At 62.9% G+C, this 24,864-nt stretch carries 30 protein-coding genes; 17 read left to right on the top strand and 13 right to left on the bottom strand.

Annotation, left to right across the window (positions count from 1 at the left end):
- Positions 1–80: 80 nt before the first annotated feature.
- Entirely contained in the window at positions 81–317 is a 237-nt protein-coding gene (locus HYH07_RS23785) for a hypothetical protein (protein ID WP_220004772.1), read from the bottom strand.
- Between the two features lie 264 nt (positions 318–581).
- On the opposite strand from HYH07_RS23785, the gene HYH07_RS23780 reads away from it, so the two are divergent.
- The gene (locus HYH07_RS23780) at positions 582–929 is read left to right on the top strand and encodes a DUF6481 family protein (RefSeq protein WP_057754842.1); all 348 of its coding nucleotides are present in this window, start codon (positions 582–584) and stop codon (positions 927–929) included.
- A gap of 197 nt (positions 930–1,126) precedes the next feature.
- On the opposite strand, the gene HYH07_RS23775 is transcribed toward HYH07_RS23780, so the two are convergent.
- The gene (locus HYH07_RS23775; protein ID WP_220004771.1) at positions 1,127–1,369 is read right to left on the bottom strand and encodes a pentapeptide MXKDX repeat protein; all 243 of its coding nucleotides are present in this window, start codon (positions 1,367–1,369) and stop codon (positions 1,127–1,129) included.
- A gap of 344 nt (positions 1,370–1,713) precedes the next feature.
- Here HYH07_RS23775 and dctP point away from each other — a divergent pair, with 344 nt between their 5' ends.
- The 3 genes from dctP to HYH07_RS23760 are packed head-to-tail and all read left to right on the top strand — an operon-like array spanning position 1,714 to position 4,642.
- Positions 1,714–2,736 carry a TRAP transporter substrate-binding protein DctP gene (gene dctP, locus HYH07_RS23770; RefSeq protein ID WP_220004770.1) on the top strand — a complete coding sequence of 341 codons (1,023 nt, stop codon included), beginning with the start codon at positions 1,714–1,716 and terminating at the stop codon, positions 2,734–2,736.
- Positions 2,733–3,287, top strand: a complete 555-nt coding sequence (locus HYH07_RS23765) for a TRAP transporter small permease (protein ID WP_220004769.1) — start codon at positions 2,733–2,735, stop codon at positions 3,285–3,287. Before dctP ends, HYH07_RS23765 begins: the two co-directional genes overlap by 4 nt.
- The gene (locus tag HYH07_RS23760; protein ID WP_220004768.1) at positions 3,284–4,642 is read left to right on the top strand and encodes a TRAP transporter large permease; all 1,359 of its coding nucleotides are present in this window, start codon (positions 3,284–3,286) and stop codon (positions 4,640–4,642) included. The genes HYH07_RS23765 and HYH07_RS23760 overlap by 4 nt, the downstream gene beginning before the upstream one ends.
- A gap of 124 nt (positions 4,643–4,766) precedes the next feature.
- Here the strand turns inward: HYH07_RS23760 and HYH07_RS23755 are convergent, their stop codons facing one another.
- From HYH07_RS23755 to HYH07_RS23740, 4 genes are read right to left on the bottom strand one after another with little or no spacing between them, the layout of a single operon-like run.
- Entirely contained in the window at positions 4,767–5,678 is a 912-nt protein-coding gene (locus tag HYH07_RS23755) for a hydroxymethylglutaryl-CoA lyase (RefSeq protein WP_220004767.1), read from the bottom strand.
- A 1-nt stretch (position 5,679) separates the two neighbouring features.
- On the bottom strand, positions 5,680–7,683 hold the full coding sequence (locus tag HYH07_RS23750; protein WP_220004766.1) for an acetyl/propionyl/methylcrotonyl-CoA carboxylase subunit alpha: 2,004 nt from the start codon (positions 7,681–7,683) through the stop codon (positions 5,680–5,682).
- Positions 7,684–7,687: 4 nt separating this feature from the next.
- Positions 7,688–9,292, bottom strand: coding sequence for a carboxyl transferase domain-containing protein (locus HYH07_RS23745; protein WP_220004765.1), 1,605 nt, complete (start codon positions 9,290–9,292; stop codon positions 7,688–7,690).
- A gap of 31 nt (positions 9,293–9,323) precedes the next feature.
- Positions 9,324–10,496: an isovaleryl-CoA dehydrogenase gene (locus HYH07_RS23740; RefSeq protein WP_220004764.1), complete on the bottom strand. Its 1,173-nt coding sequence runs from the start codon at positions 10,494–10,496 to the stop codon at positions 9,324–9,326.
- 115 nt (positions 10,497–10,611) lie between these two features.
- On the opposite strand from HYH07_RS23740, the gene HYH07_RS23735 reads away from it, so the two are divergent.
- Positions 10,612–11,640: an AraC family transcriptional regulator gene (locus HYH07_RS23735; RefSeq protein WP_220004763.1), complete on the top strand. Its 1,029-nt coding sequence runs from the start codon at positions 10,612–10,614 to the stop codon at positions 11,638–11,640.
- Positions 11,641–11,670: 30 nt separating this feature from the next.
- Here the strand turns inward: HYH07_RS23735 and HYH07_RS23730 are convergent, their stop codons facing one another.
- Together HYH07_RS23730 and HYH07_RS23725 are read right to left on the bottom strand one after the other, a co-directional pair.
- On the bottom strand, positions 11,671–12,162 hold the full coding sequence (locus HYH07_RS23730) for an Lrp/AsnC family transcriptional regulator (protein ID WP_220004762.1): 492 nt from the start codon (positions 12,160–12,162) through the stop codon (positions 11,671–11,673).
- 236 nt (positions 12,163–12,398) lie between these two features.
- On the bottom strand, positions 12,399–12,704 hold the full coding sequence (locus HYH07_RS23725) for an ETC complex I subunit (RefSeq protein WP_220004761.1): 306 nt from the start codon (positions 12,702–12,704) through the stop codon (positions 12,399–12,401).
- Between the two features lie 254 nt (positions 12,705–12,958).
- Here HYH07_RS23725 and HYH07_RS23720 point away from each other — a divergent pair, with 254 nt between their 5' ends.
- Entirely contained in the window at positions 12,959–14,137 is a 1,179-nt protein-coding gene (locus tag HYH07_RS23720; RefSeq protein WP_220004760.1) for an OpgC domain-containing protein, read from the top strand.
- Between the two features lie 179 nt (positions 14,138–14,316).
- The gene (locus HYH07_RS23715; RefSeq protein ID WP_220004759.1) at positions 14,317–14,742 is read left to right on the top strand and encodes a translational machinery protein; all 426 of its coding nucleotides are present in this window, start codon (positions 14,317–14,319) and stop codon (positions 14,740–14,742) included.
- Between the two features lie 138 nt (positions 14,743–14,880).
- Here the strand turns inward: HYH07_RS23715 and HYH07_RS23710 are convergent, their stop codons facing one another.
- On the bottom strand, positions 14,881–15,072 hold the full coding sequence (locus HYH07_RS23710) for a hypothetical protein (RefSeq protein WP_057754803.1): 192 nt from the start codon (positions 15,070–15,072) through the stop codon (positions 14,881–14,883).
- 530 nt (positions 15,073–15,602) lie between these two features.
- The gene (locus tag HYH07_RS23705) at positions 15,603–16,331 is read right to left on the bottom strand and encodes an outer membrane protein (protein ID WP_220004758.1); all 729 of its coding nucleotides are present in this window, start codon (positions 16,329–16,331) and stop codon (positions 15,603–15,605) included.
- A 356-nt stretch (positions 16,332–16,687) separates the two neighbouring features.
- On the opposite strand from HYH07_RS23705, the gene HYH07_RS23700 reads away from it, so the two are divergent.
- The 10 genes from HYH07_RS23700 (at position 16,688) to HYH07_RS23655 (ending at position 22,781) form a co-directional block, all read left to right on the top strand.
- Complete coding sequence (locus HYH07_RS23700; protein WP_220004757.1) at positions 16,688–17,350, top strand: hypothetical protein; 663 nt, start codon at positions 16,688–16,690, stop codon at positions 17,348–17,350.
- Entirely contained in the window at positions 17,347–19,113 is a 1,767-nt protein-coding gene (locus tag HYH07_RS23695; protein ID WP_220004756.1) for a hypothetical protein, read from the top strand. Before HYH07_RS23700 ends, HYH07_RS23695 begins: the two co-directional genes overlap by 4 nt.
- The gene (locus HYH07_RS23690) at positions 19,110–19,925 is read left to right on the top strand and encodes a radical SAM protein (RefSeq protein ID WP_220004755.1); all 816 of its coding nucleotides are present in this window, start codon (positions 19,110–19,112) and stop codon (positions 19,923–19,925) included. Before HYH07_RS23695 ends, HYH07_RS23690 begins: the two co-directional genes overlap by 4 nt.
- Before the next feature lie 253 nt (positions 19,926–20,178).
- On the top strand, positions 20,179–20,523 hold the full coding sequence (locus HYH07_RS23685) for a hypothetical protein (protein ID WP_220004754.1): 345 nt from the start codon (positions 20,179–20,181) through the stop codon (positions 20,521–20,523).
- A 132-nt stretch (positions 20,524–20,655) separates the two neighbouring features.
- Positions 20,656–20,895 carry a hypothetical protein gene (locus tag HYH07_RS23680; protein ID WP_220004753.1) on the top strand — a complete coding sequence of 80 codons (240 nt, stop codon included), beginning with the start codon at positions 20,656–20,658 and terminating at the stop codon, positions 20,893–20,895.
- An 84-nt stretch (positions 20,896–20,979) separates the two neighbouring features.
- Positions 20,980–21,159, top strand: a complete 180-nt coding sequence (locus HYH07_RS23675) for a hypothetical protein (protein ID WP_220004752.1) — start codon at positions 20,980–20,982, stop codon at positions 21,157–21,159.
- 212 nt (positions 21,160–21,371) lie between these two features.
- The gene (locus HYH07_RS23670) at positions 21,372–21,521 is read left to right on the top strand and encodes a hypothetical protein (RefSeq protein ID WP_220004751.1); all 150 of its coding nucleotides are present in this window, start codon (positions 21,372–21,374) and stop codon (positions 21,519–21,521) included.
- A 157-nt stretch (positions 21,522–21,678) separates the two neighbouring features.
- On the top strand, positions 21,679–22,065 hold the full coding sequence (locus HYH07_RS23665; RefSeq protein ID WP_220004750.1) for a hypothetical protein: 387 nt from the start codon (positions 21,679–21,681) through the stop codon (positions 22,063–22,065).
- A gap of 16 nt (positions 22,066–22,081) precedes the next feature.
- Positions 22,082–22,501, top strand: coding sequence for a hypothetical protein (locus HYH07_RS23660; RefSeq protein ID WP_220004749.1), 420 nt, complete (start codon positions 22,082–22,084; stop codon positions 22,499–22,501).
- The gene (locus tag HYH07_RS23655) at positions 22,494–22,781 is read left to right on the top strand and encodes an MBL fold metallo-hydrolase (RefSeq protein ID WP_220004748.1); all 288 of its coding nucleotides are present in this window, start codon (positions 22,494–22,496) and stop codon (positions 22,779–22,781) included. The genes HYH07_RS23660 and HYH07_RS23655 overlap by 8 nt, the downstream gene beginning before the upstream one ends.
- Positions 22,782–22,820: 39 nt before the next feature.
- Here the strand turns inward: HYH07_RS23655 and HYH07_RS23650 are convergent, their stop codons facing one another.
- The 3 genes from HYH07_RS23650 to HYH07_RS23640 form a co-directional block, all read right to left on the bottom strand.
- Positions 22,821–23,621 carry a phytochelatin synthase family protein gene (locus HYH07_RS23650; RefSeq protein WP_220004747.1) on the bottom strand — a complete coding sequence of 267 codons (801 nt, stop codon included), beginning with the start codon at positions 23,619–23,621 and terminating at the stop codon, positions 22,821–22,823.
- A gap of 391 nt (positions 23,622–24,012) precedes the next feature.
- Positions 24,013–24,246: a DUF1127 domain-containing protein gene (locus HYH07_RS23645; RefSeq protein WP_220004746.1), complete on the bottom strand. Its 234-nt coding sequence runs from the start codon at positions 24,244–24,246 to the stop codon at positions 24,013–24,015.
- 144 nt (positions 24,247–24,390) lie between these two features.
- Positions 24,391–24,678, bottom strand: coding sequence for a hypothetical protein (locus HYH07_RS23640; RefSeq protein WP_220004745.1), 288 nt, complete (start codon positions 24,676–24,678; stop codon positions 24,391–24,393).
- Positions 24,679–24,864: the final 186 nt, after the last annotated feature.

The following is a 24,864-nucleotide window of genomic DNA, read 5'->3' as shown; positions in this document are numbered from 1 at the left end:
GCCTTGGCGCTCGCTGAGGCCGTTTATCACCTCCGCGACGTCACGTCACATCCCCGCGCGGCCGTCGCCGCTCGGGCCGCTCAACCCTTGGTCTGCCGCACCGCTTCTTTGCGCAAGGTCTCGACCGCCGGGATCGCCTGCTGGGCGCGCGGCGCGCAGCTCGTCAGGATGAACGCGGTTTGGGTACACTCCCAGGCGGCTCCAAGAACGGCACTCTCGATCGGCTGCGGACGGGCAGCCAAGAGGACCGCGCCTACGACCGCCACTGCGGCAACCACGATCGCAAGGGCTTTCGGGCTCAGCCGGAAAAAGATCATGCCCGTGCTCCGTCTCGTATGGCGGACGCTAGGCGCCGCCGCTGGGTGCCCTTATGAGGGACATCACAATTCGGCAGTTTTTCCGGGCTACGAAGGGTCGGTTGGTTCAGCGATTTCGTGGACCTGATCGGCTGCGAATATGGGTGGCTTCGCGGCGCGTGGCGATGTACACGCTTCTGCGTCGCGTGGCGCCTGCTTGTGCCCAGCCGACGTACCAACAGGCAGTGATGTAGGATCGAAAGCGAGGAAGACAAGGCTCGTCGAATGAGTGGATTTAGGGAACCCGGCTTCGCAGACCGGCAAAAGGCGGCGCTGGAAGCCCGCAAAAATCTTTTGAACAAATTCAAGTCGCAGCCGGGACCTGACGATCCCGCTGTGGTGGCGAAGCGCGCCGAGCGCGAGGCGCTCGCGGCCAAGCGCGCCGAAGCGAAGGCTGCGCGCGAGGCCGAAAAAGCCGAGCAGAAGCGCCGCGAGGAAGAAGCCAAGGCCGCGGAAGCCGCGCGCCTTGCGCGTGAGGCCGAGGAAGCGGCTGCCAAGGCGGCAGCGCTCGAGGCCGAGCAGAAGGCCAAGCGCGACGCCCGTTACGCCGCCCGCAAGGCCAAGCGGAAGTAAGCTTCAACAAAATTTGACCTGAAAATTTGACCTCAAAATTTGACCTCAAAATTTGACCTGGGGCCCACGGGCTCCAGGTCAAATCGCGCCGCACCGGCCGCGAACGCGAAATGCGACGACGGGCCGCGGATGGACGAGGCAGATGCTGGGCATGCCGGGCTCGCCCCGTTGGAGGCGGCCGGCATGACGGCAGAAGATCAGTTCTTCTTCATCATCCCGTCGTCTTTTTTCATGCCATCCTTCGCCATCGTATCCTTCTTCATGCCGTCGTCCTTGGACATGTGATCCTTCTTCATGCCGTCCTTGGACATCGTGTCCTTCTTCATCATGCCGTCGTCCTTGCCCATCTTGTCCTGGGCAAAAGCGGCCGGCGACAGCGCCAGGCCAAGCGAGAGAGCGGCAGCCGAGACGCCGAGCACGATGCGGGTGCGAATGGTCATGAGAGATAATCCCTTCGAGATGGTGTTGTGAAAGCGACAGGTGCCGCTACTCAATCTCGACGGATCGACACGCGCGCTTGTTACGCGACATTGCGAACTTTTTTCGTCAGGCCGCCGCGCGATTGGGCGATCGTTTCCCTGACCAAAAGCGTTAATGACCGAAACACGAGGCTCGGCGAGTGCAGCGCAGCAAGGCGAACACTTGCCGCGGCCTTCCATCTCGAACTATCAGATGAGAGAACCCAAGGTCTTAGACCGGCTAGAATGGGCCTCCGTGCCGGTCTCGCGACCCGCCAGATCACTCAGATGAGAAGCGTTCAAAGAACCGTCGAAGGGGATACTTCATGTTCACGCGTCGTCACCTGCTCGCGACAGCCGTCGCAGCCCCCGCCATTCTCCGCTTCGGCATCGGCACCGCGCATGCCGCGACCACGCTGAAGATCTCGCACCAATTCCCCGGCGGCACCATCGACAAGGGTGATTTCCGCGATCGGCTCTGCCGTATGTTCGCAGCCGAAGTCGCCAAACGCAGCAATGGCGACATTGCCGCCGAGATCTATCCGAACTCGTCGCTGGTCAAGACCAACGCGCAGTTCTCAGCGATGCGCAAGGGTGCGCTCGACATCTCGCTGTATCCGATGCCCTATGCCGGCGGCGAATTGCCGGAGACCAATATCGGGCTGATGCCCGGCCTCGTCACCACCTATGACCAGGGCATGCGCTGGAAGAAGGAGCCGGTCGGCAAGGCGCTCTCCGACTTCCTCGCCGACAAGGGCATCATTCTGCTCACCTGGGTCTGGCAGGCCGGCGGCGTCGCCAGCCGTTCCAAGCCGATCGTGGCGCCGGAAGATGCCAAGGGCATGAAGGTGCGCGGCGGCTCGCGCGAGATGGACATGGTGCTGCAGACCGCCGGCGCCTCAGTGTTGTCGGTACCGTCAAACGAACTCTACGCGGCGATGCAGACCGGCGCATGCGATGCCGGCATCACCTCCTCCACCAGCCTGATCTCGTTCCGCCTCGAAGAGGTCGCGAAGTCGCTGACCTCGGGCGCCGGCGCGTCCTACTGGTTCATGCTCGAGCCATTGATGATGTCGAAGGCGATCTTCGACAAGCTGCCGAAGAACCAGCAGGACATCCTGGTCGCTGTGGGCCAGGAGCTCGAAGCCTTCGGCCGCAAGGGCGCGCAGGATGACGACGTCGAGGTCGCCAAGGTCTACGAGAAGGCCGGCGCCAAGGTGAGCGCGCTCGATGCCGCCACCGTCGGCAAGTGGCGCGACATCGCCCGCGACACCGCGTGGAAGGATTACGGTGCCAAGACGGCGACCGCCGCCAACCTGCTCAAGCTTGCGTCCGACGTCGCCGCATGAGCCACGGTCCTCAACCGGATCGTGACGATCAGGCCAATGCTGCCGCAAGGACCGGCCTTGCGGCAACGCTCGATCGCGGCCTCGCCATCCTCAACCGCGTCATCGTCGTGTTCGCGGCGGTGGCGCTGGTGGCGGCCTGCGCCATCCTGAGCTACAGCGTGCTCAGCCGCGCGTTGTTCAAGGCCGCAAATTACTGGCAGGACGAGGCCGCCGTGTTTCTGCTGGTCGGCGCCACCTTCATGACCGCCGCCTATGTGCAGCAGAATCGCGGCCATATCGGCATCGAAGCCTTCGTCGGCCTGCTGTCGCCGCTGGCGAACAGGGTCCGGCTCTGGATCGTCGATGCCGCAACGTTCCTGTTCTGCGCCTTCTTCACCTGGAAGTCGTGGACGCTGACGCATGAGGCCTATGTCGACGGCCAGGTCTCGAACTCGATGTGGTCGCCGCCGCTGGCCATTCCCTATTCGCTGATGGCGCTCGGCATGAGCCTGCTCTGCCTCCAGATCCTCGTGCAGCTGGCGCTGCCCTTCGCAGGAGCCAAGCGGCCATGAGCGTTTTCGGCATCGGTATCGCTTACGGCGTTGCGACGCTGCTCGTGATGTTCTCGGGCATGCCGATTGCGTTCGCGCTCGGCGCGGTCGCGGTCGTGTTCATGGGCATCTACATGCCCTCGGCCTCGCTCGATACGGTGACGCAGAACGTCTACGAGGAAATGGCCTCGATCACGCTGCTGTCGATCCCGCTGTTCATCCTGAAGGGCGCGGCGATCGGCAAATCGCGCGCCGGCCAGGATCTCTATTCCGCGCTCCACGCCTGGCTGCATCGCGTGCCCGGCGGCCTCGGCGTCGCCAACGTGTTTGCCTGCGCGCTGTTTGCGGCAATGGCGGGCTCGAGCCCCGCGACCTGCTCGGCCATCGGTTCGGCCGGCATCCCCGAGATGCGCAAGCGCGGCTATTCCGGCGGCTTCGCGGCCGGCATCATCGCCGCCGGCGGCACGCTCGGCATTCTTTTGCCGCCCTCGATCACCATGATCCTGTTTGCGGTCGCGGCCGAGAAGTCGCTGGGGCGCCTGTTCCTCGCCGGCATCGGGCCCGGCCTGTTGCTGGTCTCGCTATTCGGCTTCTATGCGGTGTACCGCTTCCGCCGCGAATATGCTGCGGCCGAAGCGATCTACAAGAACGGCGGTCCGGAGGCGCCAATTCTCGCCCGCGACGAGTACACGCTCGCCGAACGCTTCAGCGTGCTGCCACGCGTGATCCCCTTCGTCCTCTTGCTCACCGGTGTCATGGCCGCGCTCTATGGCGGCTTTGCCACGCCGTCGGAGACAGCCGGCCTCGGCGGACTTCTGGCGCTGGGGCTGATCGCGGCGATCTACGGCGTGTGGCGGCCGGAAGATCTCGGCCCCATCATGAAGTCGACGATCCGGGAATCGACCATGCTGATGATGATCATCGGCATGTCGCTGCTCTATTCCTACGTGATGAGCTATCTGCACATCTCGCAATCGGCCGCCGAGTCCGTCGTGGCGATGCACCTGCCGCGCTGGGGCCTGCTGCTCGCAATCCTGGTCATGGTCGTTGTGCTCGGCTTCTTCCTGCCGCCGGTCTCGATCATCCTGATGACCGCGCCGATCATTCTGCCGCCGTTACGCGCTGCCAATTTCGACATCATCTGGTTCGGCGTGGTCATGACCATCGTGATGGAGATGGGACTGATCCATCCCCCCGTCGGGCTCAACATCTTCGTCATCCGCAACGTCGCGCCTGATATCCCGCTGAGCGAGGTGATCTGGGGCACGCTGCCTTTCGTGCTCCTGATGATGGGCGCGGTACTGCTGCTCTGTCTCGTACCCGAGATCTCGACCTGGTTGCCGGACCTTGTGATGGGCCCGGACGGAAGCAGGTAGCGGCATAACAGGTGCCGTAGTCCGTAGGGTGGGCAAAGGCGCATAGCGCCGTGCCCACCACGTCTCAATGTTCGGGTAGATTGCGTGGGCACGCTTCGCTTTGCCCACCCTACGGCACTAAGCCTCAGGGCGTCGCCCGCTTCTTCTTCGCATTCAGCGCCGACGCCACGCGGCTCACCGGCGGTTTGCCCAGCACCGCGCTCATCACATTCGTCGCCGCCAGCAGCTTCTCCATTTCGACGCCGGTCCTCACGCCCATGCCCTCGAGCATGTAGACCACATCCTCCGTCGCCACATTCCCCGTTGCCCCCGGCGCGTAGGGACAGCCGCCGAGCCCGCCGGCGGCGGCATCGATCACGCGGACGCCCTCCTCCATCCCAGCATAGAGATTGGCCAGCGCCTGGCCGTAGGTGTCGTGGAAATGCATTGCGACCTTTGCCGCCGGAATGTTCGCGGCCACCGCACGCAGCATCTCCTTGGCCTTGGCGGGCGTGCCAACACCAATGGTGTCGCCGAGCGAGATCTCGTAGCAGCCGAGATCCCACAGCGTGCTGGCGAGATCGGCCACCGCCTTCGGCTTGATCTCGCCGTCGAACGGACATCCGAGCACGCAAGAGATATAGCCGCGCACGGGCACGCCATCGTCCTTGGCGCGCGTTAGCACGGGCTTGAAGCGCTCGATGGACTCCGCAATCGTGCAGTTGATGTTGGCCCTCGAAAAGCCTTCGGAGGCTGCCGCGAACACGGAGACCACTTTTGCGCCTGCGGCACGCGCAGCGTCGTAGCCCTTCTCGTTCGGCACCAACACGTGGAATTCGGCGCCCTTGATGTGGCTCACGCCGCGCAGCACGGCATCTGAGCTCGCCATCTGCGGGATCGCCTTGGGCGAGACGAAGGCGCCGACCTCGACCGTATCGAGCCCGGCCGCAACCAGCGCCTCGATGAAGGCGATCCGGGCCTCGACGTTGACTGGCGTCTTCTCGTTCTGGAGGCCGTCGCGCGGCCCCATCTCGATGATGCGGACGGGATCGCTCATGTCACTCTCCGGAGGCCTCGACCACGGCGAGCTCGATGCCTTCCTGCACGATGTCGCCGACCTTGCATTTGATGGACTTCAGCACGCCGGCATAGGGCGCCCGCAGCGTCTGCTCCATCTTCATCACTTCCAGGGTCAGGATGGGCGCGCCCTTCTCGAGTTTTGCGCCTTCCTCGGCCAGAACGGCGACGACCGTGCCCGGCAGAGGCGCTGCGATCTTGTCTTCTCCGACATGTTCCTCGCTCTCGCCGCCGAACGGATCGACCCAGTGCAGGTCAAAGCGCCCATTGCGCGTGCGCAGATACAGCTCGTGGCCGTCGATCACGGCGGCGACGGATGATTTGACGCCATCCAGCGTCAGATCGAAGCCGCCATCCTTCGGCGCAACCGCGAACGCCAGCTCGCTCTCGCCGATCAGCAGCGTCGATGGCCCGCTGCCATAATTCAGCGCGATCTTCTGCTCGGGACCATGGCCGACGCGGAAGGCAAAATTGCGCTGGCGGCGGCCGACTGGCTGCCAGCCGAAGGTCTGCCACGGCGAAGGCGGCTCGCCTTGCGCCGCCTGCCGCTCGTCATTGACGATGGCTGCAACCGCGGCACAGAGCTCGAGCTCGCCCGGTGTCGGCGCCGCCGATGTCAGGACCGCCAGCTCACGCTCGATGAATCCGGTGTCGATCGCATTGGCCCGCACCTTCGGATGCGTGATCAGCGCCGACAGGAACGGGATGTTGGTGACGATGCCACGGACGTCCGAGTCTTCCAGCCCACGGTTGAGCCGGTCGATCGCCACATCGCGCGTCGGCGCCCAGGCGATCATCTTTGCCAGCATGGCGTCGTAGTACGGCGAGACGTTGTCGCCCTCGCGATAGCCGGCGTCGATGCGCAGGCCGCCTGTCTCGGCAGGCAGCCGCCAGGTCGAGATCCTGCCGACCGAGGGCATGAAATTCTTGGTGGGGTTTTCGGCATAGACACGGGCCTCGATGGCGTGGCCGTTGAGCTTGATCTCGTCTTGCTTCAGCGGCAGCGCCTCGCCGAACGCGACGCGCAGCTGCCATTCGACGAGGTCGACGCCCGTAATCAACTCGGTCACGGGATGCTCGACCTGAAGACGCGTGTTCATCTCGATGAAGAAGACGTCCTTGCCGTCGGAGACGAACTCGATGGTGCCGGCGCCGACATAGTTCACCGCGCCCGCCGCCTTGCGCGCGGCAGCGCAGACCGTCTCGCGCTGGGCTGCATTGAGCGTCGGCGACGGCGCCTCCTCGATCACCTTCTGGTGGCGGCGCTGCAAGGTGCATTCGCGCTCGAACAGCGACAGCAGATTGCCGTGGCTGTCGCCGATGATCTGCACCTCGATATGCCGGGGATTGTCGACGTACTTTTCGATCAGCATGCGGTCATCGCCGAACGCGGCCTTGGCCTCGCGCTTGGCGCTGACGATGGCCGGCCCCAGTTCGGCCGCCGAGCGCACGATGCGCATGCCGCGGCCGCCGCCGCCGGCCGAAGCCTTCACCAGGATCGGGAAACCGACCTTTTCGGCCGCCTTCGCCAGCGTTGCATCGTCCTGCGCGTCGCCATGATAGCCGGGCACCAGCGGCACGCCGGCCTTCTCCATCAGCGCTTTCGAGCCTGACTTCGAGCCCATTGCATTCATCATCTCGGCAGTCGGGCCGACGAAAACGAGGCCGGCGTCGTAACAGGCCTGCGCGAATTCGGCATTTTCAGACAGGAAGCCGTAGCCGGGATGCACGGCCTCCGCGCCGGTCTTGCGCGCGGCCTCGATCAGCCGCTCGATGTTGAGATAGCTGTCGCGAGCCCGCGCGGGTCCGAGCAGCACGGCCTCATCCGCGAGCGCCACATGCATCGCATCGCGGTCGGCCTCGGAATAGACGGCGACGGTGCGCAGCCCCATGGCACGCGCCGTGCGGATGACGCGGCAGGCGATCTCGCCGCGGTTGGCGATCAGGAGCGTGCGAAAACGGCGGTAGAGCTTTGTGCGGTCCATCGCATCACATCCTGAACAGGCCAAACTTGGTCGGCTCGATCGGCGCATTCGACGCCGCCGACAGGCCGAGGCCGAGCACGAGGCGCGTGTCGGCTGGGTCGATCACGCCATCGTCCCACAGGCGCGCGGTGGCGTAATAAGGATGGCCCTGACTCTCATATTGGTCGCGGATCGGCTTGCGGAACTTGTCCTCCTCTTCCTTCGACCAGCTGTCGCCTTTGGCCTCAATGTTATCGCGGCGGACCTGGCTCAGCACCATCGAGGCCTGCTCGCCGCCCATCACCGAGATGCGCGCGTTTGGCCACATCCAGAGGAAGCGCGGCGAATAGGCGCGGCCGCACATGCCGTAATTGCCGGCGCCGTAGGAGCCGCCGATCACCACGGTGAATTTTGGAACGGAAGCGGTCGCGACCGCCGTCACGAGCTTGGCGCCGTCGCGCGCGATGCCGCCCGCCTCGTATTTCTTGCCGACCATGAAGCCGGTGATGTTCTGCAGGAACACCAGGGGAATACCGCGCTGGCAGCACAGCTCGATGAAATGCGCCCCCTTCAGCGAGCTCTCGCTGAACAGGATGCCGTTGTTGGCGATGATGCCGACCGGATAGCCCCAGATATGGGCGAAGCCGCACACCAGCGTCGTGCCGTAGAGCTTCTTGAATTCGTCGAACTCCGAGCCGTCGACGATACGGGCAATGATATCGCGCACGTCGAACGGCTTTCTGCCATCGACCGGCACCACGCCATAAATCTCCTCCGCGGCGAACAGCGGATCACGCGGCGGATGCATGTTGAGGTTCGGCCGCGCCGGTGGCTTCAAGGTGCCGACGATGCGGCGCGCGATGCCGATCGCATGCGCATCGTTCTGGGCGTAGTGATCGGTGACGCCGGATTGCCGCGAATGCACGTCAGCGCCGCCGAGTTCTTCGGCGCTGACGACCTCGCCGGTCGCAGCCTTCACCAGCGGCGGGCCGCCGAGGAAGATGGTGCCTTGATTGCGCACGATGATGCTCTCGTCCGACATCGCCGGCACATAGGCGCCGCCGGCCGTGCAGGAGCCCATCACGATGGCGATCTGCGGGATGCCGGCTGAAGACATCTGCGCCTGGTTGTAGAAGATGCGGCCGAAGTGCCGCTCGTCCGGAAAGATCTCGTCCTGCAGCGGCAGGAAGGCGCCCCCGGAATCGACCATGTAGACGCAGGGCAGATTGTTCTGCCGCGCAATGTCCTGCGCGCGCAGATGCTTCTTCACGGTCATGGGATAATAGGTGCCGCCCTTGATGGTGGCGTCGTTGGCGACGATGACGCATTCGCGGCCCGAGATGCGCCCGATGCCGGTGACGATGCTCGCCGAATGCACGTCGCCGCCATAGAGGCCATGGGCCGCCAGCGGCGACAGCTCCAGGAACGAGGTGCCGGGATCGACCAGCAGATCGACGCGCTCGCGCGCCAGCATCTTGCCGCGCGAGGTGTGGCGGTTGCGCGAGGCCTCGCCGCCGCCGCCGGCGACCTGGGCGAGCCTTTCACGCAAGTCCGCGACGAGCGCGCGCATGGCGTCCGCATTGCGGGCAAAATCGGATGACGATGGGTCGATGCTGGAATGGAGCGGCATGTGGTCCCGCGTTTCTGACGTGGTTGAGGGTCTAAGCGGTTTCCGACATCAGCTCGCGGCCGATCAGCATGCGGCGCACTTCGGACGTGCCCGCGCCGATCTCGTAGAGCTTGGCGTCGCGCCAGAGCCGGCCGACCGGAAACTCGGACGTATAGCCGACGCCGCCGAGCGCCTGGATCGCCTCGCCCGCCATCCACGTCGCCTTCTCCGCGGAATACAGGATCGCGGCCGCCGCGTCCTTGCGCAACGTGCGCGCGTGGTCGGCGCGATCGCAGGCCTTTCCCACAGCGTAGACGTAAGCGCGCGTGGCCTGCCAGGTCGCATACATGTCGGCGAGCTTGCCCTGCATCAGCTGGAAGTCGCCGATCGGCTGTCCGAACTGCTTTCGTTCATGCATGTAAGGCACCACCGCGTCCATGCAGGCCGCCATGATGCCGAGCGGGCCGCCCGACAGCACCGCGCGCTCATAGTCGAGTCCGGACATCAGCACCTTGACGCCCTCGCCGACCTTGCCGAGCACGTTCTCCTCCGGCACCTCGCATTCGTCGAAGAACAGCGGATAGGTATTGGAGCCGCGCATGCCGAGCTTGTCGAGATGCTGGCCATGGGTGAAGCCCTTGAAACCCTTCTCGATCAGGAAGGCGGTCATGCCGCGCGGGCCGGCCTCCGGATCGGTCTTGGCGTAGACCACCAGCACGTCGGCATCGCCGCCATTGGTGATCCACATCTTCGAGCCGTTCAGCACATAGCGATCGCCGCGCTTGTCGGCGCGCAGCCTCATCGAGACGACGTCGGAGCCGGCGCCGGGCTCGGACATCGCGAGCGCGCCCACATAGTCGCCCGAGATCAGCTTCGGCAGATAGCGCTGGCGCTGCGCGTCATTGCCGTTGCGCCGGATCTGGTTGACACAGAGGTTGGAGTGGGCGCCGTAGGACAGGCCTACGGCCGCGGAGCCGCGCGAAATCTCCTCCATGGCGACGATATGGGCGAGATAGCCCATGTTGGACCCGCCATACTGCTCCGGCGCGGTCATGCCGAGCACGCCGAGGTCGCCAAGGCGCTTCCACAGGTCGGCAGGGAACAGATTGGCCTTCTCGATCTCGGCAGCGCGCGGGGCGATCTCCGCCTCGACGAAGGAGCGCAGCGTATCGCGCAACATGCTGATGTCGTCGCCCAGATCGAAGTCGATGCTCGGGATGTTCAAGGCGATTCCTCCAAGGATCCTGCATGTTTCTTGTCGGCCCCGAACCTACCCCCACCCGGGCGCTCCGGCGGTCGAAAAGGTTGCATTTTCCGCCAAGTTTGGCGAGGATTTTCCGATGCCCTTCCAGGCCGCAACCGCGACGCCCCGCCGCGCCATGACCCCCGCCGCCTTCGTCCGCGGCGTGGCCGCGGCCTACGCCCGCTATGGGCGGGATCCGACCGAGGCGCTCGCCAAGGGACAGGTCCATCCTGACCTGGTTGGATCGGCCGACGGGCGGATCACGGCCGTCCAGTTCGAGGCGCTGGCGGGCCACGCCATGCGCGAGCTCGACGACGAGGCGCTGGGCTGGTTCTCGCGCCGCCTGCCCTGGGGCAGCTACGGCATGCTGTGCCGCGCCTCTATCACCGCGCCCAATCTCGACGTCGCGCTGAAGCGCTGGTGCCGGCATCACCGCCTGCTGACCGACGACGTGCTGTTCGAGCTCGCGGTCAGCGGGGAGACCGCGACCATCTCGCTTCGCGAGCAGTGCGATCTCGCCGACTGCCGCGAATTCTGCCTCGTCACCCTGCTCCGCTACGTGCTCGGCTTCTCCTGCTGGGCGGTGGATTCCGCAATCGCGCTGCGTGCGGCGGAATTCCCTTATGGAGAGCCCGCCCACGTCTCGGTCTATCCGACCATCTTCTGCAAGCACATCCGCTTCGATGCGGAGGCCGCCCGCATCATCTTCGACAAGCACTATCTCTCACTGCCCCTGACCCGCAGCCCCGCCGATCTCGACAGCATGCTCAAGGGAGCGCTGCGCCTGACCGTGCTGCCCTATCGCCGCGACCGCTTGCTGGTCGAGCGCGTCCGCCGCGTGCTGCGCGAGGCGCGCGGACGCATTCTGGGCGCGGAGGACGTCGCGAGCGAGCTCGCGCTCTCCACCCGCACCATGCATCGGCGGCTACGTGAAGAAGCCACCTCGCTGCGCGACCTCAAGGAAGAAGCAAAGCTCGAGCTCGCCAAGCAGGAGCTGATGCGCGGGCGCACCCCGATCAAGCGGATCGCCGAGATCGCCGGCTTCCGCAACGAAAAGAGTTTTTCGCGGGCTTTCCGCTCCTGGACCGGTGCCAGCCCGCGCGAGTTTCGCGACCGCTATCGTTGATAGCGCGCAGTTGCGTGGTCTCTCATCGCCCTATCCTGCCGGCGCGACCGCGATCTCCTGCACGGGCAGCGGCACGTCCTTGGCAACGCCAAGCACTGGAAAGCTGCGCACGTTCTTCACGTTGGGCATGGCGGCGAAATGCAACAGTTGCTGCCGCATGCTCTCGACGCTCGGCGCCACGCATTTGAGCAGATAGTCGGTGTCGCCCGAAATGCGCCAGCATTGCTGGATGCGCGGGATCGCTGATATCGAGCCCTCGAAGGCCTCCAGCACCGGCTGAGCCTGGCTGCCGAGCTGGATTGAGACGAACGACACCACTTCATAGCCGAGCAGTCGCTCGTCGATGACGGCGCGCACGGCGCGGATCACGCCGCGGCTGAACAGTGATTTGAGCCGCCGCAGGCAGTTCGGCGCCGATACGCCGATGCGCAGCGCCAGCTCGTTGTTGCGGACGCGCCCGTCCTGCTGCAATTCGGAGAGTATCTTCAGATCGACGCTGTCGAGCTGGACACGCCCGGCCATCCCTTAACCTCGTCATGGTCCCGTCATGCGAGTTAGCGAAGCACGGGGGGCAGACGGTGCCAAGGGCTTGGAGAGCTGGTGTCTCCTCGCGTCATGGCCGGGCTTGTCCCGGCCATCCACGTTCTTTCACGCGGCCCGAAAGACGTGGATGCCCGGGCCGTCGCCACGCCGAAGCGGCTTTGGCCGCGCAGGCGGGACAAGCCCGGGCATGACGTCCCGATAGAGTTTGTCGCGGATCAGTGCGTCCAGGGCTCGCCGCGGCGGAAGGAGAAATTGTCGGCGTAGGCGACCTGGCGATGCAGGGATTCCTTGGGCTCGATCACCTGGTAGGCGATGCCCTTGCGCTCGCAATAGGCCACCGCCTCGTCCTTGGTGTGGAAGCGCAGCGTGATCTGTTGCTTCATGTCGCCGGATGAGGTCCAGCCCATCAGCGGCTCCACCGCGCGCGGCAGCTCCGGCTCGTAATCGAGTTGCCATTCCTTGGTCTTGGACCGGCCGGATTGCATCGCGTTCTTGGCGGGCTTGAAAATGCGTGCGGTCATTGGCGGTCCGGCCTCTTCGTCTTTCGTTCGATTTTCGTGCGTCACGGTAGCGATTGGTGCAAACCGCGGGCATAGTATAGAGACACCTTCGGGAACTGATCGGTGATTCCGGCCCTCCCGGGTCTCTCACCGACGGGTATAGTCATTATGCTGCACTGTGACAATTGCGTACCCACCCTCCGCCCGGGAATCCCGCCTGGCGGCCTCACCTCGTCGCCTTCAGGGTATCTGCCCCCTTCGAGAGCTTTCGTCGCATGGCCTTCCTGAACATCAATGCCACGCTCCCCGACAAGGGCCGTGACCTCAGGCTCGACCTGTTTCGCGGCATCGCCAACTGGGCGATCTTCCTCGACCATATCCCCGACAACGTCGTGAACTGGATCACGACGCGCAACTACGGTTTCTCCGACGCCGCCGACCTGTTCGTCTTCATCTCCGGCTATACGGCCTCGTTCGTCTATGCGCGGATGATGCTGGAGCGCGGCTTCATCGTCGGCGCCACCCGCCTGACCAAGCGGGTCTGGCAGCTTTATGTCGCCCACATCATCCTGTTCGTGATCTACATCGCCTCGATCAGCTATCTGGCGCTGCGCTTTGGCGATTCAGAGATGATCAACGAGTTCAACGTCGCCGGCCTCGTCGACAACGCCACCGAGACCTTGCGCCAGGGCCTTTTCCTGCGCTTCAAGCCGCTCAATCTCGACGTGCTGCCGCTCTACATCGTGCTGATGGGCCTGTTTCCGCCGGTGCTGTGGTTCATGCTGCGCAAGCCCGATCTGACGATGGTGGCGTCCATCGTACTGTGGCTCTCGGCGCGGCACTTCGGCTGGAATTTGACCGCCTATCCGGCCGGCCAGTGGTATTTCAACCCCTATTGCTGGCAGGTGCTGTTCGTGTTCGGCGCCTGGTGCGCGATGGGCGGCGCACGTCGCTCGGGCTGGCTGATCAATTCGCAGATCACGTTGTGGGTCTGCCTGGCCTATCTCGCCTTCGCGCTGGTCATGACCATGGCCGGCCGTTTCCCGGCGCTCGGCGGCATGTTCCCGGAATGGCTGTTCTCGGCCTTCAATCCCAACGACAAGACCAACCTTGCGCCCTATCGCTTCATTCATTTCGTCGTGATCGTGATCCTGGTGATCCGCTTCGTGCCGAAGGACTGGCCGGGGCTGGAGTGGAAGGTCTTCGATCCCGTGATCGTCTGCGGCCAGCAATCGCTCGCCGTGTTCTGCGTCGGCGTGTTCCTGTCCTTCGTCGGCCGTTTCGAGCTGTCGATGAGCTCGGGCTCGCTGTTTGCGCAGCTGTTCGTCTCCATCGCCGGCATCGCGATCATGACGACGGTCGCCTATTACATCTCCTGGTCGAAGCGGCAGGACAAGCCGCTGAAGCCGCCACCGGCAAAGCCCGCAGCTCCCCCGGCGGCAAAGGCCGCCTGAGGCGTCGAACGCGCGCTTGCGTTCGACAGGCGTTGCCGTGCCCGGCTTGTCAGGGATCGGCTTGACAGCGATCGGCTTGACCTGGGTCAACCGGGAGCAACGCCGATCGGCCTAGGGTCACGAGGACACGCGCCGCCGCACCGATGTCGGCGGCCTCCCCTCGGACAAGGCACAAGCACATGCCCTCTCATTTTCACGCCGTGGTTTGGATCGATCATTCGCAGGCCCGGATCTTCCATCTTGGCCTGAGCGGCTCCGACGAAGTCACGCTGCATCCGCAGCTGGCAACACGGCATCTTCATCACAAGGCCAACGAAATCGGCAGCGGCCACGCCGCGCCCGACTTAACCTTTCTCGCCGAGGTGACCAAAGCTCTCGCCGACGCCGGAGAAATCCTCATCATCGGTCCGGCGAACGCGAAGATCGAGCTCGCCAGCCACATTCGCGCCCATGCGCCCGATCTCGCCAAGCGGATCGTCGCGGTGGAAGCGGCCGATCATCCCACCGACAACGAGATCGTCGCTTACGCCAAGCGTCACTTCAAATTGCCGCTGCCGCGCGTGCAGCCCCCCGGCGCAGCCGCGGGCGAAAGGCACGCCGGCTAGAGCATGATCCGGACCCGAAGGGCCGCGTTAGCGCAAAGTGCGAAGCGGTTTTCCGAAAAGATCATGCTCAAACAAAGAGCTAAAGCGCGATGACGATTCAACCCAATCACATCGCTCTTTAGGCAAGGCGCCTCCGTCTCAGGCCGCCGCCTCGTCGTCGTACTCGGTGAATTTCTTGTAGATCCAGTCGCGGCCGTCGTGACGACGCCAGACCTTGCCGTAGACGAGCTGCCCATTGATTGAGCGGCGCGGCACGATGACGGTCCAGAGATGCCAGATCTCGGTCCAATCAGGCCGTTGGCGGGATGTTTTCGTGAGATCGAAAGCCATGACGGACAACTCGCGCGAAACGCCGCGACGAATGTGATCTCGTGTGAGCCACTGCCGGGTCGTCGCGTGCCGAAACCGGTTGATACCATCAGTCAAAATGGCCGCAACGACGCTCCCTGCTTAACCTAACCGATCAACCTTACTCGTCGACGGGCAGCCGCGTTGCCGGTTGAAACGCTTGCCTATCTTTTCTAAGATGCATGCGCGATTTGAGAATGAATGCGCCGTTTCCGAAGAGCGCAGCGGGGCTGATTTCAGGCTGAATTTTTTCAAACGACTGACTTGCGCAGGTCGATCATCATGAATTTGCAATTTGCCTATTTGCATCTGGCGATAGTTTCGCCGCCTCCAGCACCGGTTGCCAGACAGCCGCAGGACTGCTTGCTGAAAGCTGCCAACGACAATCATGCGGTCTGGCCGCTGGTCCCGTTTCCGGCGGGATGGTACGCCTCGGGCTAAAAGCCCTCAAAAGCGCAACGCCGCGCGAGCGGAGTATCTTCGCTTGCGCGGCGTCCAAGCAACGATGCAGCTTAGTAGTGATAGTTCACGCCGATCGTCGCAGCATGGATCGTGTCCTTGAGATGGGCCACGGTGACGCCTTCGGTCGGACTGATCAGTTGGACCGGGCTCTTGGTGCCGAAGTCGTGGTAGTTGTATTCGACATTGGCCGACCAGCACGGTGCAAACGCCCATTCCACGCCGGCCCCCAACGTCCAGCCCGTCCGCATGACGGACGCGCTTGGATCGACCGCGAAACCGGTGGTCGGATTGATATACCCCTCATCGATCTTCTCGTGAGTCCAGGCGACGCCGCCTCGCCCGTAGAACAGCCAGCCTGAGCCATAGGCGTAGCCGAAACGCGCGGTGATCGAGGCGAGAAAATCGTTCTTGAAGTCGAACTGCGAGGGCGCGGCAAGATTGCCGAGCGCTGGAAAGACCACATGGCTCGCGTGCTGGCTCGACAGGCTCGACCATGCGGCCCGCCCTTCGGCGCCGACGACCCAGTTGGATGCAAATTGATGATCGCAGCCCACCTGTCCACCACCGATAAAGCCGCCTGCGCCGAAATCGACCGTCCCACCGGCGTTGTTGATCGTGCGATCGTCGCTCGCGCCGCCGCCGAGATGAGCTCCGAGATAGCAGCCGGTCCAGTTGAAGGTGGGCGGAACCATCGGAGGTGCCGGCCTCGCATAGTCGGCCGCCATTGCCGTCGTCGCGGAGAAGGCGAGAAGCGCCGTAGCACAGAGAGTTCTAAACATATCCGGTCGTCCCCATTGCATGCGCAGAGGTAAAGCATGCGAGGCTGACGCGGAGGTTGTGGCGCGACCAACGTGTCGCGGCGACAGTTCCGCCGGCCTGACGAAGCCATGGCGGCGGATACGCTTCTCATTCTCTAGGGAAAATGGAGGAGGCCTAAGCCCGGGACTGGTCGGGGCAGCTGGATTCGAACCAACCTCAACCCATTGGAATCGTTGAAGACGATTCTGACCGCCGCCTCGGTCGAGGCCTGACAGGCTCCTAAACGTCCCCGCGATTCTGACAACCCAAGTTGGAGCTGTCAGATCGTGCGACCAGAACGCGTTGTTCCCAAGCTGCTGGCCGGCGAGGTGCGGCCGTGAGCCAGAAGCACGCCCCCTCCATGCACCACCGCAGGCGCGCGAAGAAAACGCGCGTATGGAACCGGCATCCGGAGGATTGGTACATTGAGGAGGAATGGGTCAACGACCGCCTCTTCGAGGTCGAGAGCTTCGAGGGCCGCGTTCACGATCCCGCCTGCGGCTCGGGACGCATCGTCCGCGCGGCCAGGCGCGCAGGCCTCCGCGCCACCGGCAGCGACATCGTGCTGCGGGCGAAAGGGTTTCGCGTCGCCGATTTCTTCCAGTCGACCAAGCCGGTCGACAATATCGCCTGTAACCTGCCGTTCCGCTTTGCCATGGCCTTCGTCGGCCACGCGCTGAACCTGGCGCGGCGCAAGGTGGCGATGATCGTGCCCACCGGCTGGGTCAACGGCAACGACAGATCGCAATGGCTCGAGCGCACGCCGCTGCGCCGGGTCTATCACCTCTCCCCGCGGCCCTCGATGCCCCCAGGCCCTGTGGTCATGGCCGACAAGCAGAAGATCGGCAACGGCACCACCGACTATTCCTGGGCGGTGTGGGAGCACGGCTATGTCGGCCGCCCCGAGCTCTGCTTTCTCCGCCGCGGCGGGACGTCCCCCATCACCAGCGTTCCGGCGCCCGGATCTGCGGCGCATCTCCTTCCGAAAGAACCTTCATGAAGCATCCCATCCCCCTCGCCGCACTCGACGACCGGCTTGGCTTCATCGGCACCTCCGGATCCGGCAAGACCTACAACTCCGGAACCGCCATCGAAATGCTGCTGGCCAAGCACGCCCGCGTCGTGATCGTCGATCCGCTCGGGGCCTGGTGGGGCCTCCGCCTCCTCGCCGACGGCAAGACGCCCTCGCCCTTCAACGTGGTGATCTTCGGCGGCGAACATGGCGACCTTCCACTCAATGAGCAGGCAGGTAGCCTGATCGGCGAGACCGTCGCCACCATGGCGGAAAGCTGCATCATCGATCTCAGCAAGCTGCCCAACCGATCGGCGGAGCGCCGGTTCATGGTCGCGTTCCTCGAGACGATCTACCGCAAGGCTGCCGGTGACCCCTTCCACCTCGTGGTGGACGAAGCCGACCTGTTCTCACCTCAAAAGCCGCAGAAGGGCGACGAGGTCCTGCTCGGCCACATGGACAACATCGTCCGCCGCGGCCGCCTGCGCGGCTTCATCCCCTGGCTGATCTCGCAGCGGCCAGCGGTGCTGAACAAAAACGTGCTGAGCCAGGTCGACGGCCTGCTGGCATTCAAGCTGACCTCAAGCCAGGACCGCGACGCGCTCGATGCGTGGATCGAGGGCCAGGCCGACAAGGCGCAGGGCAAGGAGATCAAGGACTCGCTGCCGACGTTCCAGGTCGGCGAAGGCCTGATCTGGCTGCCAGGCCACGGTATCCTCGAGCGCAAGCCCTTCCCGCAGAAGATCACGTTCGACTCTTCGCGCAAGCCGAAGCGCGGCGAGAAGGTGAAGAGCCGCAAGCTCAAGCCGCTCGACGTCGGCAAGCTCGAGCAGCAGATCGCTGATGTCGTCGAGCAGGTCAAGGCCTCCGACGTCCCCACCCTGCAGAAGCGCGTCCGCGAGCTCGAGCAGCAGCTGAAGAAGGCGCAAGGCTCGCCGGCGCCGGCGGCCGATCTCGCGGCAATCGCCGCGGCTGAGCAGCGCGGGTTCGACCAGGCGCGGAAGAAGCTCACCTCCGAAATGGAGCAGGAGCTGCACCGGCGCACCGTGACCTGGCTCTCTGGCATCGGCGAGCGTGTCGGCCCGCTGATGACGTTCCTGAGCGAGGAAGCCAAGGCAGCCAAAGCGCAAAAATTTGCGTTCAAAATCGATTTCGCCCCATCGGGCCGGCCGTCGTTGAAACAAGCCACCGTGGACGCCCCGACGCGCCAGCCGGCCGCTTCTCCCCGTGGCGCACGTAAGTCATCGCCAGCGCCCGAAGGCGGCGGTGACGTCCCTTCCCTCGGCGCCGAACGCAAGCCGCTCGCGGCCCTCGCCGCGGTCCACCCCGCTGGCATGACCGAGGCGCAATGGGCGGTGGCGGCCGGACTGAAGCGTAAGGGCGGCACCTGGAGCACCTATCTGTCGCGGCTGCGCACCGCCGGCTGCATCGAGAAGAGCGGCGATGAGTACTTCGCGACGGACGCCGGTCTTTACGCGCTCGGTGATGCCATCCCGACTTTGCCGCCGCCCGGGCCCGAGCTCGTCGGCTTCTGGAAATCGAAGCTGTCGGGCGTCGGGCCCATGCTCGATGTGTTGACGGGCCACTATCCTAATCCGATCACGCGCGAGGACCTCGCGGCCGAACTCGGTTTGGCCGCCGGCGGCGGCACGTTCTCAACCTACATTTCGAGATTGCGCTCGCCCGGCCTGGTCGAGGTCAACGGCTCGGAGATCCGCCTGGCGCCGGCGCTGATGGGAGACGCGGCATGACCGACCTTTCTGCCCTCCTCACGCGCTGCGCTGTGATCTACGAGCCCAAGGGCCAAGCCGGCGAATATGCGCCGCTCGCCACAAACCCGTACCGAGGCTGTGGCCACGCCTGCGCATATTGCTACGTCCCGTTGGTGACCAAGCAGAAGCGCCACGAATTCGATGCCGGCGCAGTCTGGCGCGATGGCTACATCGAAAAGCTCGAGCGCGACGCAGCGAAGTTTCAAGCCGCCGGTATCACCGGACAGGTCATGCTATCGTTCGCGACGGATCCGTACCATCCGGGCGACACGATGCCGACGCGTCAGGCGCTCGAGATCCTTCACCACCACGGTCTATCCTTCTGCACCCTCACCAAGGGTGGCACGCGGGCGTTGCGGGACATCGACCTGTTCCGGCCGCAAAGCGATGCATTTGCATGCACGCTGACATCGATGAGCGACACGTTCTCGGCAAAATGGGAACGCCATGCCGCACCTCCGGCCTCACGCATCGCAGCGCTGCGCGTCTTCCACGCCCGCGGGATCTTCACCTGGGTCAGCCTAGAGCCGACGCTCGACGTCGAAAGCTCGCTCGCGATCATCGACGCCACCGCACCCTTCGTGGATCTCTACAAGGTCGGCCGCGCCAACTACCTCAAGGAGATCACGCGCACCACCGATTGGGCCGCCTACACCCAGCGTGTCATCGCCAAGCTGCAGCGCCTCGGCAAACCGCACTACATCAAGCGGGATCTGCAGCAGTACCTGCCGGCCGGCTACCACAACCCACTGCGCGTGCCGCAGCATCATGCCGGGAGGGTGGCGGCATGATCGGCTTCCCTCACCTCGAGCTCGCCAACCCGGACAACCTCTCTAGCTTCCGGATGGACGGCAGGATCTGGGCTATAGGACTTTTCGCGAAAAATGCAGTCACGTTGACCCTATTCGAGTGCACGATCCGATGAACCTTTGCAGGATTTTCCCGACCCATAGTGAACAGCGTCACACAGGGCATCCGGGCCCGGGGCTAGGCTGAGTATGGAATTTGCATTGGGAATACCTCTAATTCAAAAGGGTGAGTCCCATGAAAAATCTGTTTCTAATGGTAACCGCCATTGCCGCCTTCGCTGCAACCAATCGCGCCGACGCTTGCGCATTACGCCTTCCAACTTTTGAACTTGCGGGCTTTCCGATCTCCCAGCATCAAGTAGCCGTGCTGGGCTCGGCCCAAGTGGAGGAGAGCACGGTTAGGCCGACGCTAATGTTGGACGGTATGCCGGCCTCTCCCCATCAGATCGCGGTTCTGACGCCACGTGCGAAAACACTGAAAATTGCTCAGGCTTCACTGGATCTCAGTCAACTCTCCGTTGGTCTGACGAGGTCTGGCTCGCAGAGAAGCGCTGGACAGGCGTTGTGTGCCTCTGAGTAATCTTCACAGCGTGAAGCAGAAAATCCTGCGCGTCGAAACGGTTTTCCGATTGTCAGGAAGCAGGACCAATTCACTCTTGATGGAAACTCTCGGAAGTGATGACTGATCCAACTGATTCCAAGGAACTTTTCCATGGATTATTTTTGTGAGGATTCCGCCCACATTACCAATGGTCTTTCGCTAAACGAACCTGCTGCAAGCACTCACGAAGACAGGATGACCCACCAGCGTTGGACTAAAGCCGTCCTGGGCTTCTATGCCTGCTTGTTCTTGGCTGGCGGGACGGCGATTGGTGTCCACCAGCGCATGACCACGTCAAGCGGCATAGAAAACCATGCCGCCTTGCGCACCGACATTCGATCTACCCACTAACATCTGCCGCAATTCACAAGTGAGGAGCCACTCGCCGCCATCTCGGCACACTTTATGGAGCGCCAAACTCGAAGGAGTTAGGTCATGGCAACCACCGAATATACTCACGCCGCGTCGTCAGCGGAGGCGACACGAGACTACGACGGATGGATCACTGCTGGTTATGGCATTTTGGGAGCGATCGCGCTCGTTGCGCTCTACTTTGCGTCGGGCGGTCCGGGAAATGGCGAGGCTGCCCTTGCCATGATGGTGGCCATGCCTTGATATGAGTCGCTCGATGCGGGGGCTTCTCATTCTCTTTGTAGCTTTCTCGCTTATGTTGGCCGCACGAGGCCAGCATCAAACGAATTTCGTACCGCGCCCGACCGCGTCTATGCCACCAGTCAACGTGCCCTAGCCAAGTTGGATTGCAGGTTGCGCTGCCTGCGCGATTCGTACCGACGTTTTATGAAAGCAATTTTTGGCGGGAGGGCATCATGCCCGAGACACTGGAAGTAATCCTATGGTGCGCCGCGCTCGCGACATGGCTGATGATGTTCTTCGCATTCATCACGGCGGGTCTGAAGCCATTTGCTAAGAGTATTCGGCGATTGGCGGCAGCGGTCTTCCGGGTCAAGCTAAGGTAGTTTTTGGCTGAGCTGGCGCGCGCCGACGACTGTTCACGGCATGGGGCCGCGCCCGTACGGCAACAGCGACGAGCAGTAGACAATTCCGGGCTGAAATTAAAGAGGCCGCCAACCCTTAACTTGGGCCGATTTGTTATCGGATGATGGATTGACGTCGATGTTCCGTTATCTGTTTGCCCTCGCGCTGATGGCATGGACCGGCGCCGTGCTCGCGCACGATCACAATCGACCCGATCTATCGGAGTGGTTTGAAAGGCTTCGTGACCGAAGGGGAGATCGGTGCTGTGACGGTAGCGAAGCGATGCATTTGTCCGAGGTAGATTGGGAGATTACCGGCAGCCACTACCGTGTCCGCGTGCCAACAACGCCCGGGGGCTTCAAGCTCGCGATGGCGGGCGCGACGAACGTGGAAACCGAGTGGGTTTACGTTCCCGACGCTGCCGTCATCGACGAGCCGAACAGAGCTAACGTAACTCTCGTCTGGCCTCTGTACGGCCCCACGGGCGTAAGCGTTCGCTGCTTCATACCGGGGACGATGACGTGAGGCACCGCAGTGTGTATTGGATCGCGTGATCCTATTCGACGCCAAGCTGTGGTCCGCTTCGGGTCAGGAGCGCCGTTTCGACGGTTGGCCCTTGCTTCTGGTCTACTCCGATAAGCTGACAATTGAAGACGCCGCCCAAACTTCGCATTCGGGCCAACAGGCGACATCATTCGATCACCTCGTCGGAGTGGAACATCGGCAGGATTTCCATCTCCAGCGCGTTGGCGGTCCTGAGATTTATGGCAAGATTGAGCAACAAAAAGCTCGCCCAAGAACAAACGGAGGGAAGAGCCAAACGCTCAAGATCGGCGACGTGACCATCACCAGCCTCATCGAGCGCGACGGGCCTTGGCGAAAGCCAGAGGAAATGTTTCCGGCCTATGATCCTGTGATCGGGCGCCGACACCTCGCGGACCTCGACCCCCTTTGTGTTTGATCCCGTCAGCGGCCGCGTGGTCATGACCTACCAGACTTTTCTCGTGCGCACACCCAATCATACCGTATTGATCGATACCTGCGCTGGTGAGGACAAGGGCTATCCGCCCCCATGGGACTTTCCCAAGCAGCCCTGGCTCGACAATTTCCGTGAGGCAGGGTTGCGCTTCGAGGACGTTACCCACGTCTTCTGCGCGCATCTTCAATTCGACCATACCGGCTGGAACACCCTGCTTCGCAATGGCCGTTGGGTGCCGACGTTCCCCGTACGCGAAGTATAGCGATAGTTTCCGATTCAGCGACCCGAAGTGAAGAACGCCTCAAGGGGGCTCAACAAGAATATACCCGCGATTCTCGACCGTATCGAAAGTGCGCATACCCTTAACGAGGGCCGCAGTTGGCATCCACACCCAGCCAGCGCTCGCAGGGTTGACGTCAAGGACAAGGAACGAGTCGGATTCAGCGTCGTATGCGCCAAGCGGCGAAATATGTCCGGGGCCCTGTTGGCCTACAGCCTTGCGTTGGTAGTTGACAATCACATAGTCACTCCGACGTTTGAGGTTTTCAACCAAATCACTCCGAATATCCTGCTCGGGTTTGCTGTCATCAACGATGACAAGCCGGGTCGTAAGACCATTTGCCCTCAGCATCTCATCGAGCTGACGGATCTGGTAGCCGAAGTCCTGTATCTGTTTTCCATTGATTGTCACCGGTTCGCCGAAAACTTGCGCGCGGGTCTTCAGGCCTTTGGTGATCACGTTGTCCTGTGTGAAGCGAGGAATCGTCGGATCGAAGGCGCTCGGAATGTATTTCAGGTCTTCTGAATGTAATCGGCTCCGATCCCGTGGCAGATCAGGTCTCCGGCCTCGAACAGCGTTGAGCACGATTGCGGCAGACGCGGGTCCACAGAATGCGCCGTTCGACTCCGCTTCGAACTGATTGGCAAGGGCGGGAAAGTCCACCTTGGCAGTTGAGCGGGCCAGCCGCGCAAGCCCCTCATCCGACGAGAATTGCACAAGCTCCTGAGAAATGGTCGTTGGTGCATTATCAAGCGCAAATGTTGCCGGAAGTTGTGCCGTCGCTAGCAAGAGCGCGACTGCAATTCGCGCGAGATGGGACATCGTTACCTCCTATTTCTTGGAAGACCGACCGAAACGAATCTAACGATTCCCAAAGGCCGGTTAGGAGACTGAGGTCGCCCATGCGCCCGTCCACATCAGACCTAGGAGGATTGATGTGCTGAAAATATTCTGTCGTATTCCGGGACTGGTTTTGGTCGTTAGGGCAATCGTCAGCGCTCGTCGGACTGAGGCCAAGCGATCCCAAGCTGGGCGAAGGCACGACGCTGCGGTCGTAACACTTCGAGCGATCATGCCGGCCGATTGCCGCTTGGGCTCCTCGAGCCAATAGCTTTCATACCAAGAGCGATCGACTTGAAAGAAACGCATCGCGAGGTCGTGGTCTCCGGGAGAGCGATGCGAGCGACGAGTTGGCATGGCACTCTCCTTGCGTTTACCGGACGCCTCGTGGGTCGCTACCTCGGTTCGAGGCGACATAGTCGATCTCGCCACGCGAAGTACCGATGTCCATCAGTTCCCTGTCACTTAGATCGGACAGAGCGGCGCGTAGCCTCTCGCGTTCGCGCCCTTCTTGAAACGCTTCCCAATATCTTTCCAAAAAGCTGACGACGCGCGGTCCAGGGGCCAGCCGTCTGTCCCACCCTAATGCTCTATAGGTCGTGCTCATTGCGCAATCTCCGGAGTCCCAACTCGGCCGGCAGACACATCATTGCCGCCGCCTTGTTTGCGGGTGCAGTCCTAAAGATAGGTTGTGATGGCAACGGAGCAGATGACCACCGAAGCCACCACAGCAACAAGCGTCCCCGCCGCCTTATCGCTCTGACAAGCCGACTGTGGTCAGCTTCACGGCCGTTGCCTTCGCCGTCACGCTGGGCCGTGGCGTCAGTACGACGATCTGATGCGGAGACGCCGGCATCCCGCCGTACATCAGCGTTGGGGTCACCGACTGTTCCTTAACATCTTGCGCTCCCATAACTGCGACCTGATGTCGCGTGATCGGAAGGCCTTTCAATTCAAAGCTTGGAAGCTCTACGGCCCCTGCCTGGGAGCCGACTACCATAATTGCCGCAACAGCGGCCACCAAGAAGACTTTCTTCATGGCAATCCTCCTCCTCAAATTAAACAGAAAATCGCACCGCAATTCCAAATGACATAAATCAATTCGCCGGCGCGCAATGTGAGCCGGTCCCTCCACCGGTCCAGGTTAGGGGCCCATTTTAAGTCCAAGTGTGACTGAGGTTACCAGTGCAAAGTACTGTGCGTCGACTTGCTCCGTTCGTTACTC

The organism is Bradyrhizobium sp. BR 10261 (assembly GCF_019455395.1).
Classification (GTDB): domain Bacteria; phylum Pseudomonadota; class Alphaproteobacteria; order Rhizobiales; family Xanthobacteraceae; genus Bradyrhizobium; species Bradyrhizobium manausense.
The sequence above is the reverse complement of the archived record's forward strand: the minus strand, read 5'-3'. Positions and strand labels throughout refer to the sequence as shown.